This is a genomic window from Dyadobacter sp. OTU695, assembly GCF_038440355.1.
GTDB lineage: Bacteria > Bacteroidota > Bacteroidia > Cytophagales > Spirosomataceae > Dyadobacter.
On sequence record NZ_JASATN010000013.1, the window covers coordinates 171,100 to 188,161 of the forward strand.

General features: G+C 48.9%; 14 protein-coding genes. 1 reads left to right on the forward strand and 13 read right to left on the reverse strand.

The genetic code is table 11. The annotated features are described in order from the left end of the window. Nucleotides 1–164 precede the first annotated feature (164 nt). Nucleotides 165–2,615, forward strand: a complete 2,451-nt coding sequence (locus tag AAHB90_RS22580) for an alpha/beta hydrolase-fold protein (protein ID WP_342087507.1) — start codon at nucleotides 165–167, stop codon at nucleotides 2,613–2,615. Between the two features lie 159 nt (nucleotides 2,616–2,774). Here AAHB90_RS22580 and AAHB90_RS22585 read toward each other — a convergent pair whose 3' ends face one another. The 13 genes from AAHB90_RS22585 to AAHB90_RS22645 form a co-directional block, all read right to left on the reverse strand. Continuing rightward, on the reverse strand, nucleotides 2,775–3,593 hold the full coding sequence (locus AAHB90_RS22585; RefSeq protein WP_342087508.1) for an SDR family oxidoreductase: 819 nt from the start codon (nucleotides 3,591–3,593) through the stop codon (nucleotides 2,775–2,777). After that, complete coding sequence (locus AAHB90_RS22590; RefSeq protein ID WP_342087509.1) at nucleotides 3,590–3,805, reverse strand: hypothetical protein; 216 nt, start codon at nucleotides 3,803–3,805, stop codon at nucleotides 3,590–3,592. The genes AAHB90_RS22585 and AAHB90_RS22590 overlap by 4 nt, the downstream gene beginning before the upstream one ends. 186 nt (nucleotides 3,806–3,991) lie before the next feature. Beyond that, on the reverse strand, nucleotides 3,992–5,902 hold the full coding sequence (gene dnaK / locus AAHB90_RS22595; RefSeq protein WP_342087510.1) for a molecular chaperone DnaK: 1,911 nt from the start codon (nucleotides 5,900–5,902) through the stop codon (nucleotides 3,992–3,994). A 170-nt stretch (nucleotides 5,903–6,072) separates the two neighbouring features. Further along, the gene (locus AAHB90_RS22600; RefSeq protein ID WP_342087511.1) at nucleotides 6,073–8,619 is read right to left on the reverse strand and encodes a phosphocholine-specific phospholipase C; all 2,547 of its coding nucleotides are present in this window, start codon (nucleotides 8,617–8,619) and stop codon (nucleotides 6,073–6,075) included. A 109-nt stretch (nucleotides 8,620–8,728) separates the two neighbouring features. Further along, nucleotides 8,729–9,244: a hypothetical protein gene (locus tag AAHB90_RS22605; protein ID WP_342087512.1), complete on the reverse strand. Its 516-nt coding sequence runs from the start codon at nucleotides 9,242–9,244 to the stop codon at nucleotides 8,729–8,731. 95 nt (nucleotides 9,245–9,339) lie between these two features. Beyond that, nucleotides 9,340–9,684: a 50S ribosomal protein L20 gene (gene rplT / locus AAHB90_RS22610; protein ID WP_342087513.1), complete on the reverse strand. Its 345-nt coding sequence runs from the start codon at nucleotides 9,682–9,684 to the stop codon at nucleotides 9,340–9,342. A gap of 102 nt (nucleotides 9,685–9,786) precedes the next feature. Next, nucleotides 9,787–9,981 carry a 50S ribosomal protein L35 gene (rpmI, locus tag AAHB90_RS22615; protein ID WP_090376615.1) on the reverse strand — a complete coding sequence of 65 codons (195 nt, stop codon included), beginning with the start codon at nucleotides 9,979–9,981 and terminating at the stop codon, nucleotides 9,787–9,789. Nucleotides 9,982–10,119: 138 nt separating this feature from the next. Beyond that, a complete protein-coding gene (infC, locus tag AAHB90_RS22620) occupies nucleotides 10,120–10,674 on the reverse strand; it encodes a translation initiation factor IF-3 (protein ID WP_342087514.1) in 555 nt (184 codons plus the stop codon). A gap of 110 nt (nucleotides 10,675–10,784) precedes the next feature. After that, complete coding sequence (thrS, locus tag AAHB90_RS22625; protein WP_342087515.1) at nucleotides 10,785–12,728, reverse strand: threonine--tRNA ligase; 1,944 nt, start codon at nucleotides 12,726–12,728, stop codon at nucleotides 10,785–10,787. A 60-nt stretch (nucleotides 12,729–12,788) separates the two neighbouring features. After that, a complete protein-coding gene (locus tag AAHB90_RS22630) occupies nucleotides 12,789–13,988 on the reverse strand; it encodes a tetratricopeptide repeat protein (RefSeq protein WP_342087516.1) in 1,200 nt (399 codons plus the stop codon). Nucleotides 13,989–13,994: 6 nt separating this feature from the next. After that, nucleotides 13,995–14,882 (reverse strand): class I SAM-dependent methyltransferase, encoded by an 888-nt coding sequence (locus tag AAHB90_RS22635; protein ID WP_342087517.1) that lies wholly within the window; start codon nucleotides 14,880–14,882, stop codon nucleotides 13,995–13,997. Nucleotides 14,883–15,046: 164 nt separating this feature from the next. After that, on the reverse strand, nucleotides 15,047–16,627 hold the full coding sequence (locus tag AAHB90_RS22640) for a hypothetical protein (protein WP_342087518.1): 1,581 nt from the start codon (nucleotides 16,625–16,627) through the stop codon (nucleotides 15,047–15,049). After that, complete coding sequence (locus tag AAHB90_RS22645; RefSeq protein WP_342087519.1) at nucleotides 16,614–17,027, reverse strand: EVE domain-containing protein; 414 nt, start codon at nucleotides 17,025–17,027, stop codon at nucleotides 16,614–16,616. Before AAHB90_RS22645 ends, AAHB90_RS22640 begins: the two co-directional genes overlap by 14 nt. Nucleotides 17,028–17,062: the final 35 nt, after the last annotated feature.

Below are 17,062 nucleotides of genomic sequence, written 5' to 3' on the forward strand. Positions count from 1 at the left end.
TACGCTTCATTTTTTGAATTCTGACCGCGCGAAACGTAAAAAAGGTGATTTGAGACAATTTTGAGGGCATTTTCTCTGAATGTTTAGTTAATTGAAAATCTGCATCACTATTATTAATATTTTTTATTAAGTTTAGTTTTTGTCTGACTACTAAACCTCTTTGAATGAAAAGGATTTTTGCTACACTCTCTTTACTATTTATCTTTTCCCAAAACCAGGCACAATCGGTTTACCATTTTGAAGAGGGACTGGCCGTAGGGCCGTGCCATCAATATGGCCGGGAAGCCCTGTATACTGACCAACTTGCTTACCAGCTTTATAAAGGTACGCTCAAACCGCAAGAGGGAGGAGTTTTATTGACTGACCCAAAAGCGGGGGAGGTGAAATGGAAAAAAGTGCAAGCCGACTCAACTCACCGTTTTCGGGGTGACGCATTTTCAAACGGCTATGTGTACCTGACTTATGAATCGAAAAAAGAGCAGAACGCGATTTTGACGATTACCGGGCAGGACATGATTTTCCTGAATGGTGTCCCGCACGGGGGCGACATGTACCGGTATGGCTGGATGCACTTACCCGTTGTTCTGAAAAAAGGGAAAAATGAAATTTATGCGCGTGTAGCACGTTTCGGTCGTTTCGGTGGCATTACCGCTAACCTGACATTTCCGGAAAAAGCGGTTTCCATTAATTCAGAGGATCTTACGATTTCCGACGTCGTTCCCGGTTTCAAAAATGATTCACTCTGGACAGGCGTTGTTATTTCAAACATGACCAAAAAACCATTGACTGGTCTGGAAATGAAGACAACTGTGGCTGGAAGAGACATGGTTACCAAACTGCCATCGGTACCGGCCATGGCATTGCGAAAAGTCGGTGTGCTCATTGACGGAAGCGGTGTGACTGGTGTTGAGAGAAATGAAGTTTTGCTCAACCTCTTGCAGAATGGCAAAGTGACCGATCAGACGAAAATAGCGATCCAGTCGGTGGAGGCTGGAAAGCAATACAGCCGGACATTTGTGAGCGAGCTGGATGGAAGCGTGCAATATTTTGCAGTTTCTCCCCAGGTTAATGGCGGACAAAACGGACAACCGGCTTTATTTTTCTCGGTACATGGCGCAGAGGTTCAGGCGATTAGCCAGGCTCGTGCTTATAAACCCAAAGATTGGGGGGTGTTGGTGGCACCTACAAACCGCCGCCCACGCGGGTTCAACTGGGAGGATTGGGGAAGGATGGATGCATTGGAAGTACTCGGCATTGCTAAGAAGCAATTTAACCCGGATCCTTCACGTATATATTTGACCGGTCATTCGATGGGCGGGCATGGCACCTGGTTTCTAGGCGCCATTTATCCGGAGAAATGGGCGGCAATCGCGCCCTCTGCCGGTTACCCGACGTTAGCATCTTACGGTTCGCACGATGGTGTGATCCCGGATAGCGCCGGTTCGCCCATCGAGGCTATGTTGCTGAGAGCCAGTAATCCAAGTAATGTATTAGCATTGACTTCAAACTATAAGAGCCTGGGCGTTTACATCGCTCATGGCGACGCGGACAGAACGGTACCGGTCACCTACGCGCGCCAGATGCGTGACATCCTCGGGAAATTCCACCGCGATTTCAGCTATTACGAGCACGTTGGCGGAGAGCACTGGTATGGCGACATCAGCGTAGACTGGCCGCCGATCTTCAATTTTTTCAGCTGGCATTCCATTCCCAGGGACACTACGGTGACGTCCATTGATTTCAAAACGGCCAACCCGGGTATCTCCTCACACATGCGCTGGGCGGGTGTGTACCAGCAGATCAATTCGCTGAAATACAGTCATATTCAGCTTACCAGTAGTAAAAAGGACTTGCGGATAGAAGGTACTACCGACAATGTTGCATTGCTTTCACTGGATCTCGGCGCATTCGCAGCCGGTTCGAAATTGAAGATTGTACTGGATGGAAAGGCGCCATTAGAATATATTGTGAAAGGTAATGAAACCATTTACCTGAAAAACGATGGGAGCTGGAAACTGGCAGGCGCTCCGGCCGCCACTGAAAAGAACCCGGAGCGTAGCGGCACTTTGAAAGATGCATTCAGAAATCGAATGGTATACGTTTACGCCACCGGCGGCAGTGCTGAGGAGAAGAACTGGGCATTCCAGAAAGCGACATTTGATGCTGAATCGTGGTACTATCGTGGTAATGGTGCGGTGGATATCGTTGCTGATAAAGACTTTGATCCACAGCAGTTTAAGGACAGGGGTGTAATTCTTTATGGCAATAAAAATACCAATCTCGCCTGGGAGAAAGTCCTGAAAAACTGTCCCGTAACGGTAACGACCGGAAGTATCAAGGTAGGGGAAAAACAGTTTGCAGGTAACGACCTCGCGGCCTATTTCATTTACCCGAGATCGGACAGCAAGGTGGCTTCGGTTACAGTCATTTCGGGGACAGGCAAGGCAGGTTTTCAGGCAGCGAATGCAAATCAGTATTTCAGTGGCGGCAGCGGCTTCCCCGATCTGATGATTTTCTCAGCCGATATGCTGAAAAACGGAATCAAGGAAGTGAAAATGTCGGGATTCTTCGGAAATGACTGGTCGGTTGAAAGGGGCGAGTTTGTAATGCAATAGGTAAGGTGCTGTAGGCTTTAAGCTTTAGGCTGTAAAGCAGTTGCTTAAAGTTAAATATAAAAGGCTGTATAGTAGGTGGTTATAGTGCCGCCAACATATACAGCCTTTTTTATTTGCTTATAGCATACAGCCTATTGCTTACAGCTTATAGCCCGATACTTACCCATTATCCGCAAACTCCGGATAAAGAGTCATTCCACCATCGATGTAGAGCGTTTCGCCATTTACATAGTCCGAATCGTCCGATGCCAGCCAGGCAACTGCCTTTGCGACATCCTGCGCGGTGCCGATCCTTTTGTAGGGGATCAGTTGGAGCAGGTCCTGATATTTGTTGGGATCTGACCAGACCTCTTTGTTGATCGGCGTCTTGATCGCTCCGGGGCTTACAGAGTTTACACGAATCTTATGTGGCGCAAGCTCCTGTGAAATGGATTTCATGAACATCATGATCCCACCTTTCGAAGCGGCATAGTTCACATGCCCCGCCCAGGGAATTACATCGTGAACGGAGCTCATTAAGACAATCTTTCCAATCGCCAGTTCGCTGTGGTTTGGTTCGGTAACTGCCTGTTGCTGAGCAATAAATTGCCGGGCTGCTTCCCGGCAGGCGAGAAACTGTCCCGTCAGGTTGACGTCGATCACTTTTTGCCATTGCTCCAAAGTCATTTCCAGAAACGACGAGTCTTTTTGCAGGCCCGCATTGCTGACGAGCACATCGAGCCTTCCAAACCGGTTGACCGTTTCAGCGAATAATGCCTTCACTTCATCTTCCTTGCTTACATCGGCTTTCACCAGAATCGCGCTGCCGCCGTTGGCCTGAATTTCGTCGACAACTTCCTGCCCGGCTGCTGCATTGGAACTATAATTCACAACAACATGCGCGCCGTTGTTTCCGAAATGTAACGCACAGGCCTTCCCGATTCCGGAGCTGGATCCCGTAACAATGACGACCTGACCTTTGAATTTCAGTTCGATCATATCATTTCTTTTTCAACAGATTTCAATTTTTTCCAAACGCTGCGGTTCACATTTTTTACCGCCCAATTTTTCGCAATCAGAATCGCTTTGGAAACGGCTTCGCGAGGAGAAATGTTGGTTGACCGGAGAAGTTCCTGCGCAACAGCCACCGCTTTTTCGCGGGTAGTAGGAGAAAGGTACATCAATTCTGGTAATGCGATTCTTGCGTCCATAGAAGATGATTTTTTAGGTGGTTAATGAGATTGATGAAGATTTTGTTGTTAATAAAAAAATCAGTGCCAGTACTTGGAAGCCCTGTTTTCTAATCTTATATACGCCTGGTCACCCCAAAATGTAACACTGCGTGTAAAAAAAATCCCCATCTGTTTAAAGGACGGGGATTTTTTCAATTTATCGTCTTATTTGACTTCTTCGAAATTAACGTCCGTCACGTCGTCGGTTGAACCGTTGCTGTCGGCGCCTGCACCGGGATTTCCGGTTGGGCCACCTGCACCTGGTTGGGCGTCACCACCTTGTGCATACATTTCCTGAGCCGAAGCTTGCCATGCAGCATTCAATTTCTCCGATGCAGCATCGATAGCTGCGAGATCCTGAGACTGGTGAGCTGTTTTCAGTTCCGCCAATGCACCTTCGATGTTTGACTTGTTGCCGGCAGAAAGTTTGTCACCATATTCTTTCAACTGTTTTTCAGTCGAGAAGATCAGACTATCAGCTCCGTTGATTTTTTCAATTTTTTCACGTTCTGCTTTGTCGGCAGCTTCGTTAGCTTTGGCTTCTTCACGCATTCTGTTGATTTCTGCGTCGGTCAAACCGCTGGAAGCCTCGATACGGATTTTTTGCTCTTTGCCGGTTCCTTTGTCTTTTGCCGAAACGTGCAGGATACCGTTCGCATCCACGTCGAATGTTACTTCGATCTGAGGTACACCGCGTTGTGCAGGTGGAATATCAGACAAGTGGAATCGGCCGAGTGTACGGTTGTTCGATGCTTGCGGACGCTCGCCTTGCAATACGTGGATTTCCACAGAAGGCTGATTGTCAGCGGCAGTCGAGAACGTTTCGGTTTTCTTAGACGGAATAGTAGTGTTCGCTTCGATCAGCTTGGTAAACACACCACCCAGTGTTTCGATACCGAGCGACAAAGGAATAACGTCCAAAAGAAGTACGTCTTTCACTTCACCGGTGAGTACACCACCCTGGATTGCAGCACCAACGGCCACAGCCTCGTCAGGGTTAACATTTTTCGAAGGTTTTCTGCCAAAGAACTTCTCTACTTCTTCCTGCACACGAGGGATACGCGTAGAACCACCTACCAGGATCACCTCATCGATGTCGCTGTTCGAATAGCCTGCGTTTTTCATCGCTCTTTTACAAGGTTCCATCATGCGTTGGAACAGAGAATCGGCAAGTTGCTCGAATTTAGCACGGGTCAGCGTGCGTACAAGGTGTTTTGGAATACCATCAACCGGGAAGATGTATGGCAGGTTGATTTCAGTCTGAGCGGAGCTCGACAATTCAACTTTCGCTTTTTCAGCAGCTTCTTTCAAACGCTGCAATGCCATTGGATCTCTTCTCAGGTCAACATTTTCATCCTTTTGGAATTCGTCTGCCAACCAGTTGATGATTACCTGGTCGAAGTCGTCACCACCCAGGTGGGTATCACCGTCGGTTGATTTTACTTCGAATACACCATCGCCCAGTTCAAGGATAGATACGTCGAAAGTACCACCACCCAAGTCGAACACGGCAATTTTCATATCCTTATGCTGTTTGTCGAGGCCGTAAGCCAGGGCAGCAGCAGTAGGTTCGTTGATGATACGTTTTACATCCAGACCGGCGATCTGACCAGCTTCTTTTGTTGCCTGACGTTCCGCATCGTTAAAGTACGCAGGAACGGTGATCACCGCCTCGGTAACTTCCTGACCCAGATAGTCTTCCGCAGTTTGTCTCATTTTTTGAAGAATGAAAGCGGAAACTTCCTGTGGGGTGTAAAGGCGGTCACCGATAGGAATGCGTGGGGTATTGTTAGGGCCTTTTTCTACGCTGTACGCAACCGTCTTCATTTCAGAGGTTGTGTCATCGTATTTTTTACCCATGAATCTCTTGATGGAGCTAATAGTATGCTTGGGATTGGTAATCGCCTGACGTTTGGCCGGTGCTCCGATTTTGCGCTCACCATTATCCATGAATGCAACCACGGAAGGGGTAGTGCGGGCACCTTCGCTGTTGGCTATTACAACCGGCTCGTTACCCTCCATGACAGCCACGCAGGAGTTCGTTGTTCCTAAGTCTATGCCAATAATTTTTCCCATTTTTCTATTTTATAAGTTAAGTATGATTTGATTCTGGACTTTCGGACTCACCGAACATCTTTTCGGCGGGTCACTGGGAGTTTTATTAAAAACCCCGTACCAGAATCTTTCCTACAAAATAAGAATGACAAAGTGTCAGGCCGGGTTTCGGCCTGACGTTGGGTAGGGACTTAGCTAATCATTTGTCCCATATATGGGTCGCTTTCGCTGACCGCGCCGGTTTCGACGTGGCCTGCAAACCGTGAGAAGGCGTTTTCAGTACCTTCCACTGCGACTGTGAAATCATACCAGTTGAAGCTTTTTGCAAGATTCAGTACGATGCTTTTCTTCGATTTGGCCCCGGCAGGAGCTTTTTCAAGTGTAAGAGTTTGAATAGGAGCGCCGTAAGCGTTGTCTGTGATCTTCAAAACTACGTTTTGACTTGGATGCAGATTACTGATTTTCAATTCAATATGTCCGGTCGGTTTTTTACTACGATCGAGCTGGTAGGCGCATTCTACCTTTAAAAGCCCGTGCTCTTTATCTCCGCTGTATTCCCTGAAGAATCCGTTTGGCCCGTAGACTTTTAAATGGTAATGCTGGTTCCCGAAATTGGACAGAGCCCAGGAACCGGTGAGCGCATCTCCTGGCTTCACAGCGTAGTTCCATACTTTCAGCTCTTCGTTTTTGTATTTTCCCGGGGCATATACGATAAAAGGCGAACCGGCAGATTTGTCGTGAAATATGCCATTTCTGGCTTCCAGCTTAATTTCGAATGCATTTTTGGCAGCACTGAATGCGCCGTCGGCATATAATTCGTACGGGATGGCGCAAGCCGGCCTTGTTCCTTTTTCCTGCTTAGGCAAAATAGGGGAGCCGAGCGGATTGTTGTTTACCTCTTCAATCTCATTTTTGGACAGCGCTTTATAGCCATTTGGAAGTTTTTTGAATTTCGCATTGAAAATGCTTTCCATAAACTCTTCTCTTTCCAGGAAGGTTGGCAACTTGATCTCCTGGCCGTCGTAAGGAGTAAATGTCGAAGTCAGGTCACCGCAAATAGTACGCCGCCATTCGGTGATATTCGTTTCTTTTACCTGCTTACCGGATTTCAGGCTCACGAATTTTTCGAGGAACTGCAAAATGGAAGTATGGTCGAACACCTCCGAGCACACATTTCCACCCCGGTTCCAGGGCGAAGCGACGATCAGTGGAACACGATAGCCCAGTCCGATCGGGCTCTCCCGGCATTCTTCCTTTTCCTTTTTCTTCATATCCTGCTCCAAGGTCACGAACTCCGTCTTGCAGTCGATGCCAGCAGAAACGGCACCGGTGTCTTCTTTATAAGGATCCGGAACGACAAATGGTGGCACGTGATCGAAATAACCATCATTTTCGTCGTAACAAAGAATGAAGATCGTCTTTTTCCAAACCTCCGGATCCGCTGTGAGGATATCGATCACCTCAGAAACATACCACGCGCCATACCACGGCGCGCCGGGGTGATCGGAGAAGTTTTCGGGTGCTACCAGCCAGGAAACGGTCGGTAACGCGCCGGTCTTTACATCCGAACGGAACTGATGCAACACATCGCCCATCGGCGCTTTGGCCTCATGTTCAATGTCTCCGTCATGGTATTTTACCGTGGTGATTTTCCTGTAATCCGGGTCATTCTTATTGACAGTGAATGCTTTCTGATGGATGTTCTTCCCGCGCTGTGACAGTTTTTCGAATCTTTCAGCGCTCCAACGGATCAGCTCTTCATTGGCCAGTTTGAGCAACGCGCGCTTCTCTTTTAATACTTTTTCAAGATCGGACGCGCCCTTGCCGGAAAGCGATTTTAATTTCGCTTGCGCCTCCTCGATCTCGCCTGGCAACATTTGCTGGCGTTCTTTCAAATACCGTTGGTAGCCGGTATGGTAACGGATATTGTACTGGGTAAACCATTCAATGGGGTTATCGGTGAAGTTGGCGAGCCATGCATCTTCCTCACCCGTGAAACCTGTGTTGATACTCAGTTCATTCTGGTATATTTTCCATGAAACGCCGTTGTCTTCGAGCCGTTCGGGGAATGTGGTCCATGACGCCTCGCGGTCGTCGGTCACGTTCTCGTTGCGGATGTTTGCGTAATGCTTGTTAGGGTCGGTATTTTCACGGACGCTCCCCGACCAGAGGTAGAGTCGGTTTGGCGTGGTACCGGTCAGCGAGGAGCAAAAATTCTGATCGCAGACGGTAAATGCATCCGCCATGGCATAGTAGAAAGGAATGTCCTCCCGGTTATAAAAACCTTGCGTTAAAGGCATTTTAGCATAATCCTTGTTACCCGGCTGCTTGGCAATGAGCCATTTGTCGTATTTACCTCCATTTCGCGCGTCCACCTGATTAGGCCATGAATGCGGGAGCGAGCCCATCCAGGTAGCTTTGGATTCTTTGATATTCAGACGGAAAGGCACGTAGGTTTCGCCGAATGCATTGGTTTGCAGCCAGACGAGGTTTTTATTCGGAAGGGTGATGGCCCTGGGATCGTTGAAACCGCGCACGCCCCGAAGCGTACCGTAAGAGTGATCGAACGACCGGTTTTCCTGCATCAGTATCACCACATGTTCCGCGTCTTTCCAGGTGGTGCCCTTCGGAGGGTTAATGGCCAAAGCTTTTTGAATAGAGGCGGGTAGGGTGCCGAATAATCCGGCTGCTCCGGTGAGCATGGTGGCTTTCCGGATAAATTCTCTTCTTGAGTCCATGGTTAGGTGAGTTAGGAAAAAGAAAAAGGGCTTTATGGTAGTACATCATTTTTTGCAAATGTACTACCGTTTTAAAGCCCGTGTTTTATCCTGCAATTATTCTTTGTTGTTACTTTCCGCCGAAAAGGCCTCCCAGCATTCCGCCCAGATCTATGCCGCCGGAGGCAGGCTTACCTTGCTGGTCGTTCCCGCCGCCGAAAAGGCCACCGCCCATTTGAATGAGCGAGCCGAGATCGAAGCCGCCACCGGAACCGTTGGCTCCGCCCTGTCCGTTCAACTGGCCGATTACGGCGCCCAGCACGCCTGGCAATACGGAGTTTACAATGCTGCCTGCCACCTGGCTGTTCAATCCGAATTTCTGGACGATAGCGCCAATGGCATTTGTCGCGATAGATGCTACAATGGGATTATTGAGAAGTGAAGCTCCGGAGGTACCGCTTTCACCGCCGAACAAACTCATGAGCCCGCTGATGTTACCGCTTTGAACCTGTTCCTGCAAGCCGCCGGTAATGGAGCTTGTCAATGTATTGATCACCTCCTCATTGTGCTCATTGGGCACTGCGGGGTTTTGGACAACAGCCTGTTGGGAATTTTGTTGTACGAGGTCGAAGAGTTGTTCCAGCATTTCTATTTGGTTTTGAGGTACAATAGTTGATTGTCGCCTGCAATATCCAAATTTTATGCAAAAAAAAAATCCCGCCGGAGAGGCGGGATGCTGTTTTATTTTACTTGATCAACGATCGCTTTGAATGCGTCAGGATGGTTCATCGCGAGATCCGCAAGTACTTTCCTGTTTAGCTCGATGCCTTTTGCACTAAGTTTGCCGATGAAAGCAGAATAAGAAAGTCCGTGCTGACGGGTTCCTGCGTTGATACGCTGGATCCACAATGCGCGGAAGTTACGCTTCTTCTGTTTACGGCCTTCGTATGCGTAAGCCAAACCGCGCTCTACGGCGTTTTTGGCAACGGTCCATACATTTTTGCGACGGCCGAAATAGCCTTTCGCGAGTTTTAAAACTTTTTTACGTCTTGCACGTGACGCAACGTGATTTACTGAACGTGGCATAATTTAACTGTTTTTGATAATCGGCGCCCTGCTGGGACTTTAATGCCTTCTATCGGGTTGAACAAAAAACCAGAGGTTAATTTCTGATTGGCTTTTTACGGATTATTTCCGAAGCATTGCCAATACTTGCTTCTCGTTAGACACATCGATCAAACCAGTCTTCACCAAACCACGCTTGCGCTTGTTTGATTTTTTGGTCAGGATGTGGCTGTGGAAAGCGTGCTTACGTTTGATTTTTCCAGTGCCTGTCAGCGCGAAACGCTTTTTAGCACCAGAGTTGGTTTTCATTTTAGGCATGATTCAAAAAAACTAATAGTTGATAAAATATAAAACAGCGCGCAAAATTAGCTATAATCTGTATTAAATAAAAATCGTGTTCCCGACATGGTGCCGAAAACACGATTTTCTATCAAATATGCTTTATAAATCAGCGTATTACTTGCTTTTTGCAGGCGCAGGGGCGAGGATGATCGTCATCCGTTTTCCTTCCAGCTTAGGCTCCATTTCCAGCTTACCGTAATCTGACAATGCTTCGGAAAACTTTTTCAAAAGGTTTACACCGCGTTCTTTGAAGACGATCGTACGTCCCACGAAATGCACGTATGCTTTTACTTTCGAACCTTCTTTCAGGAAGTTGGTCGCATGCTTCAATTTGAAATCGAAGTCGTGGTCGTCCGTGTTCGGGCCGAAACGGATTTCCTTGATAACCACTTTCTGAGCTTTCGCCTTGATTTCCTTTTGCTTCTTTTTCTGCTCGTATTTGAATTTCGAATAGTCAACTACTTTGCAGACTGGCGGAACTGCTGTTGGTGCAATTTCAACCAGGTCAAGTCCTTGTGCCTTTGCCATAGCGCGGGCGGTATTGATATCCACGATGCCCGGCTCAATGTTTTCGCCGACCAATCGTACTTCTTTTGCTGTAATTCGTTCGTTAATTTTGTAAGGTTCTTCGGGAATCCTCATCCGTCCACTAGGGGGTCTTAATGCCATATAATTTGTATTGGTGTTTTTTTGTTTTTGGTGGAAATCGAAAAAATTAACACTACGCCCACAAAAATAGTGCCTTATTGCTGGAATAATACTAAAATGTTACAAAAACATCAAGCAATAGCGGCTTCCTTCTTGAAAAAAGCGGTAAACTCGTCGATCGTCATACTTCCTAAATCACCTTCACCTTTGCGGCGCACGGAAAGTTTTCCTTCGGCTGCTTCCTTCTCGCCCACGATGAGCATGAACGGCACTTTGGTAACTTCCGCATCACGGATCTTGCGTCCTATCTTCTCGTCGCGGTGGTCTACAAACCCGCGGATGTCGTGATCCTGCAACTGGAAGAATACGTCTTCCGCATAATCCGCGAATTTCTCGGAAATGGGTAGGATCGCAATCTGGTCCGGCGATAGCCACAACGGAAACTGGCCCGCAGTATTTTCAATCAAAATCGCGGTAAAACGTTCCATTGAACCGAAAGGCGCGCGGTGGATCATTACCGGGCGGTGCTTCTGGTTGTCGGAACCGGTGTATTCAAGTTGGAAACGTTGCGGAAGCTGGTAATCCACCTGGATGGTGCCGAGCTGCCATTTCCGTCCCAATGCGTCACGCACCATAAAGTCGAGCTTCGGGCCGTAGAATGCCGCCTCGCCGAGCTCGGTTACCGTGCTCAGTCCGCGTTCCGCTGCCGCTTCGATGATCGCGCTTTCCGCTTTTTCCCAGTCTTCGTCGCGGCCGATGTACTTCTCCTTGTTATTAGGGTCACGCAGAGAAATCTGTGCGCTGTAATCGTCGAACCCAAGTGACTTGAACACATACAATACCAGATCGATCACGCGGATGAATTCTTCCTTCACCTGATCGGGGCGGCAGAAAATGTGCGCATCGTCCTGCGTGAACCCGCGTACGCGTGTAAGCCCGTGCAACTCACCGCTTTGCTCGTAACGGTATACCGTTCCAAACTCCGAGAACCGCAATGGCAGGTCTTTGTAGGAGCGAGGAGAGGTCTTATAGATTTCGCAGTGGTGCGGGCAGTTCATCGGTTTGAGCATGTACTCCTCATCGAGGTTCGGGGTCTTAATGGGTTGGAATGAGTCCTTGCCATATTTGTCCCAGTGGCCCGAAGTCACGTACAAATCCTTGCTGCCGATATGCGGCGTGATCACAGGTACGTACCCTGCTCGCGACTGCGCCTTGCTCAGGAACGCCTGCAGACGCTCGCGAAGCATCGCGCCCTTAGGTAACCACAGCGGCAAACCTTGTCCTACCTTTTCAGAGAATGCAAAAAGCTCCAACTCCTTGCCCAGGCGGCGGTGGTCACGCTTTTTGGCTTCTTCCATCAGGGTCACATATTCTTCCAGCTCTTTTTGCTTTGGAAAAGTGATCCCGTAAATGCGGGTAAGCATCTTGTTTTCCTGCTTGTTACGCCAATAGGCGCCCGCAATGTTAGTCAGTTTGGCGGCTTTGATAAAACCGGTATTCGGGATATGCGGCCCACGGCAAAGGTCGGTGAAACCACCTTGCTCGTACAATGTAATGGAGCCGTCTTCCAGCCCGTCGATCAGTTCCAGCTTGTATTCGTCGCCCTTTTTGGTAAAGTACTCGATTGCTTCGGCCTTGCTGATCGGCTTGCGGATATATTCGTTTTTCTGGCGGGCAAGTTCCAGCATTTTCGCTTCGATTTTAGGAAAATCTTCCTGCGAAATAGTCTGTCCTCCCAAGTCTACATCATAGTAAAAGCCCTTTTCGATGGAAGGTCCCGTACCGAACTTAATTCCCGGATAGAGCGCTTCCAATGCTTCGGCCAGCAAGTGGGCCGAGGAGTGCCAGAACGTCGCTTTACCATCCTCGTCGTTCCACGTCAGCAGTTTTACCAGGGAGTCCTCCGTGATCTGGCGCGTAGGGTCCCAGACTTCATTGTTGACTTTGGCTGCTATCACGTTCCGTGCAAGCCCTTCACTGATACTGAGCGCGATTTCGAGAGCGGTTACCCCTTTTGGGTAAAAACGTTCGCTACCATCGGGCAGGGTAATTTTTACTTGAGACTCGTCTTTCATTCAAAAAATAATTCTGTGACTATGGTTCAATGGCATTGCGGGAGGCCGCAAAACACAAAGCTATTCAATTTTAGCTTTGCGCGATGAGTCAACGCGGATATTTGTAGTACCACGCGGTTGGATAACTTTGATTTTAACCCGTGCCGTATCCAGCAATTTGTATCCTTCATTGGTATTTTCCTCTGGATAGTAGGAGGGGTAAAGTCCTTCCGATTCGATCTTCCTGATGCGGAACATGCCGTAACGCGCGTCCTGGTCGCCGGGGGCGATGGTCAATGCTGTCGTATAATAGGTTTTGGCAATATCGAGCTCGCCGCTTTTCTCATAGGCATAGCCGAGCATGTTGTTGATCTCTTTTGATTGGGGCTTTTTTCTCAGAAGCGTTTTCAATGCAGGGATTGCCTGCGGGTAGGCCCGGAGCTGCATAGCGACCGTTGCCAGCTGATTGAGCGCCTCTTCGTAGTCGGGCTGGATCGCGACCGCTTTTTGATAAAAGATCAGGGCAGTATCCGGTTGTGCCAGCGCATTCAGGATTTCGCCCCTTCCGAAAAACAGGCTTGCACGCTCAGGAAAGCGTTTGAGCGCCCTTTCGTTGATGGCAAGTGCTTCGGCCGTATTCTTCAATTTCAGATTGATCATCGTGCCCTGCTCATAAGCGCGGAGCAACCTCGGATTGACGTTCATCGCATAGTTCAGGCTCGACAAGCTTGCCAGGGAATCGCCCTGCCTTGCCTGCAGCATTCCCTTCACATAATAGGCTGAGCCATCGTAAGGGGCCATTTTCAAGGCCTGGTTCAGATAAGCGGCCGCCTCTCCGAAACGGTTTTTGGCCTGTAATATGTCCGCAAGCAACACATACAACTCAGGGCTGCTTTGCTGTAATGCCTCGGCGCGTTGTGCGTCTTCCAGCGCATTGTCGATCTTACCCAGCTCGCGGTTGATCTTCCCGCGCAAAAGGAAATATTCACTTACATTGTCCTGTTCGTAAATCGACTCATTAATGTCATCCAGGGCCTGCGAGTATTGTTCGCGTTCGAAGTAAATGCGCGCCCTTTTGAAATAATTCACATCCGAATCGATCCCCCGGTTGATCAGGTCGGTCAATGACAGCAATGCGTCGTTCTGCCACTGCGCCCTGCCTTTTTTGATCACGGGCGGAATGCGTGTGGACGTGCGCGCATCGCTCTGGCACGACTGTTCGAGTCCGCCCAAAGCAATGAGGAATGCAAATGATAGATATTTCAGGTTGTCAGACTTCATTCGCCACTAAACATTCTGGTCTGAAAAACGCGAAAACACGCCCAACGGAAGTTTCTTGCCAAACGAATCGGGGATGAACAGCTCACCAAACTCGTGCTTGATTTCGGTCCCGAAATGCGCCTTGATAAGGTTTTCAACGATCAGCGCCGAAAAGCCGAGCGAGTACAGGTTAATAATAAAAAAGAAGTTTTTTTCCTTTAATAACAGCGCACACAGCCTGAGTAGTTCATTCAAACTTTCTTCAAGGAGCCACTTTTCGCCGTCGGGCCCACGACCGTATGCGGGAGGGTCCAGGATGAGGCCGTTGTACTTGTTTCCCCGGCGCACCTCACGCTGGACGAACTTCAGCGCGTCTTCCACTACCCAGCGGATGTTGCTCAACCCACTCAAATCCATATTCTCCCGCGACCAGCTGATCACTTGCTTCACCGAATCCACATGCGTTACGTCCGCCCCGGTAGCCTTCGCAGCGAGTGAGGCGATACCTGTGTAGGCGAACAGGTTAAGTACCGACGGTTTTTCTTCGGGTATTTGTTTCAAAGTACGGGCGATAAAATCCCAGTTGGTAGCTTGCTCGGGGAATACACCCACGTGCTTAAACGACGACAATGCAAGCTTGCTCCGCAAATGCAGGTCTTTGGTGCGGTATTGGAAAACCCATTTATCGGGCATATCGCCCTTGGTGATCCATTGGCCCTTCTCCTGCGAGTTTTTGTCCTTTTTGAAAACCGCGTTCGAACGTTTGTCCCATTCGGCTTCTGAAAGCGATTTGTCCCAGATGGCCTGAGGCTCGGGCCGCGAAAGAATATACGGCCCGAATTTTTCGAGTTTCTCAAATCCGCCGCTATCGATGAGTTGGTAGTCGGTATGTTGGTCTGGTGAGAGTAGTATCAAAGTTTTACTTCGGCTTTCGGCTTTCGGCCGTCGGCCTTTTTTTAGTTGGAAATGTATGAGTTTTACTTCGGCTGTCGGCTGTCGGCTGTCGGCCTTTTTTATTTTGGGAATTATAAAATGGGCCGGAGGATAAAGCCGACAGCCGATAGCTGACGGCCGAAGTTCTAATAAGCAATCTTGTTCAAATAAAATACGTTCCGTCTGCCCCGCGTTTGCGGATCGCCGGCTGCGTTCACAATGCGCTGCTCCCCCCAGGCGAGGTAGAAGTTGTCGTACCAGTAGTCAATGTCATCGGTACTTGTTTTTCGCACCTTGTCGCCTTCCACATAGGTTTCGTTCGGGATTACGCGGTCGCTGTCGATCACCTGGTTGCCCTTGATGATTTTGCTGCGAATGGCGCCGTTATGGCTGTAAATCAGCTTCGAATTGCCGTTGGTGAAGGACTGGACCTTAATCTTTTCCTTCAATTCCATGCTTTTTACATTGTCGAAGTTAATGCTGTTGTCCCAAAGTAAATTACCGTTCTGATCCACGTCCGCGACGACCGCATGGGTGTACGTGAAACCGTCGAATACCTGCTGATTGTACCCCCGGCCTCCATACATCGGGTTCCAAAGGTAGGGGTTATAAAGCCCCATTCCGAGCGGGTATCCGTAGCCACCGTATCCATAGCCGAACCCGCCCATCATACTCGGGTTCTGATAACGGTATTCGGGATAAAAAACTTCTGCAACGAGCAGGAAGTTGGACGCTTTTGGAACAACATCATGTACCAACAGCCGGTAGTTCAGTTTAAGGTCGTCGCCGCTTTCTTTTTTCTTGCGGATACGCTTTTCCATTTTCTCCTGCTGGCGTTCACTCAGGAAATTGAAGAAGTTCTTGAAATCGGTAAAACTGTGGTATTTGGTGAAAACAGTTTCTTCACCCACAATCTTGCTGATATATAAACCCTGCGAGGCGGCTACGCTGCTGCTCTGCATGTTGCGGTAGCCATAGGTGCCGATTACAATGCGAACCGAATCGTTCAGCACCTGTAAACGGCCACTCAGCAGCGAGAAGTCGTCCTCGGGATCTACGCTCACCTGTGTATAAAGCTCGCCGGTTTCCTCGTAGGAACGCGCTACAATCTTCGTCTGACGCCCTTTTTTCACGGCAAAACAAACATTTACCAAATGCTGGGCCGTGTCCACTTCGACAGTCTGAATGGCGTTAGAACCTTTAATGGCCGAAGGTAACACCCTCGTTTGCTGCGTAGTAAGCTGGGTGTAGATCAGAACAGGTTCGTTGCGAACCATGCCGGCCATGAAAACCGAGTAGCCCAGCGTTTTGAAATCGGTGATCTCAAAACGATCGACTGTATTAATCGTAAAAGTCTCCACAAAACCGGGACCGACATTGACCTTCACAATCTGGTACAATGAGCTCCGGTATTTGCTGAAAAGCAGGAAAACGGCCTGCCCGTCGTAGGAGGAAGCGATATAATCGAGGTTTGATTCGATCGGGCCGTCGATGGACCAAACCCGTTCGAGGTTCGTATCGAATTTCTGGACATTGAACGTGCCTTTGTCGGGCTTGGAAATGAGCAGCACGCCCTGTTTGCCGAGCGGTACCGCCTGGTAGGCCGTGTTGCCGGGCAAAGGAAGTTCAATCCGCTTCACTCCCTGTGCGAAAAGCTGAGTGCTCAACACGCCCAGGAAGAGTAACGGTAAGGCCAGCCGTAAAACGGATCGCTTATTTTTTGTCATGTGCCAGGGCAACGATATGATCGAATTCTTCGCGCTTAACCGGTACTACCGACAGTCTTGATAAACGGACAAGGTCCATCTGTTTCAGGAGTTCGTCCTTCTTGATCTGCGCGAGCGTAACGGTGTTCGGAAATTTCTCAACGGGAACCAGGTTCACCACTACCCATCCGGGCTCGTCGGTTGTAGGGTCGGGATAATGCTCTTTTGAAACCTTGGCAAGTCCAACGACCTCCTTACCCTCATTGCTATGGTAAAACAGCACGGGATCGCCTACTTTCATCGCCATTAGGTTGTTGCGCGCGGCGTAGTTGCGGACGCCGTCCCACATGCCTTCACCTTCGGCAATAAGATGGTCCCAGGAGTATTTAAATGGTTCTGATTTTACAAGCCAATGATTCATTCGGTGGGTATTTGTAATGACAGGAGTTAAAATGT

What these genes read in the sequence shown, in the direction of transcription:
- AAHB90_RS22580 (WP_342087507.1), top strand. Translation starts at nt 165, where the DNA reads ATGAAAAGGATTTTTGCTACACTCTCTTTACTATTTATCTTTTCCCAA.
- AAHB90_RS22585 (WP_342087508.1), bottom strand. Translation starts at nt 3,593, where the DNA reads ATGATCGAACTGAAATTCAAAGGTCAGGTCGTCATTGTTACGGGATCC.
- AAHB90_RS22590 (WP_342087509.1), bottom strand. Translation starts at nt 3,805, where the DNA reads ATGGACGCAAGAATCGCATTACCAGAATTGATGTACCTTTCTCCTACT.
- dnaK (WP_342087510.1), bottom strand. Translation starts at nt 5,902, where the DNA reads ATGGGAAAAATTATTGGCATAGACTTAGGAACAACGAACTCCTGCGTG.
- AAHB90_RS22600 (WP_342087511.1), bottom strand. Translation starts at nt 8,619, where the DNA reads ATGGACTCAAGAAGAGAATTTATCCGGAAAGCCACCATGCTCACCGGA.
- AAHB90_RS22605 (WP_342087512.1), bottom strand. Translation starts at nt 9,244, where the DNA reads ATGCTGGAACAACTCTTCGACCTCGTACAACAAAATTCCCAACAGGCT.
- rplT (WP_342087513.1), bottom strand. Translation starts at nt 9,684, where the DNA reads ATGCCACGTTCAGTAAATCACGTTGCGTCACGTGCAAGACGTAAAAAA.
- rpmI (WP_090376615.1), bottom strand. Translation starts at nt 9,981, where the DNA reads ATGCCTAAAATGAAAACCAACTCTGGTGCTAAAAAGCGTTTCGCGCTG.
- infC (WP_342087514.1), bottom strand. Translation starts at nt 10,674, where the DNA reads ATGGCATTAAGACCCCCTAGTGGACGGATGAGGATTCCCGAAGAACCT.
- thrS (WP_342087515.1), bottom strand. Translation starts at nt 12,728, where the DNA reads ATGAAAGACGAGTCTCAAGTAAAAATTACCCTGCCCGATGGTAGCGAA.
- AAHB90_RS22630 (WP_342087516.1), bottom strand. Translation starts at nt 13,988, where the DNA reads ATGAAGTCTGACAACCTGAAATATCTATCATTTGCATTCCTCATTGCT.
- AAHB90_RS22640 (WP_342087518.1), bottom strand. Translation starts at nt 16,627, where the DNA reads ATGACAAAAAATAAGCGATCCGTTTTACGGCTGGCCTTACCGTTACTC.
- AAHB90_RS22645 (WP_342087519.1), bottom strand. Translation starts at nt 17,027, where the DNA reads ATGAATCATTGGCTTGTAAAATCAGAACCATTTAAATACTCCTGGGAC.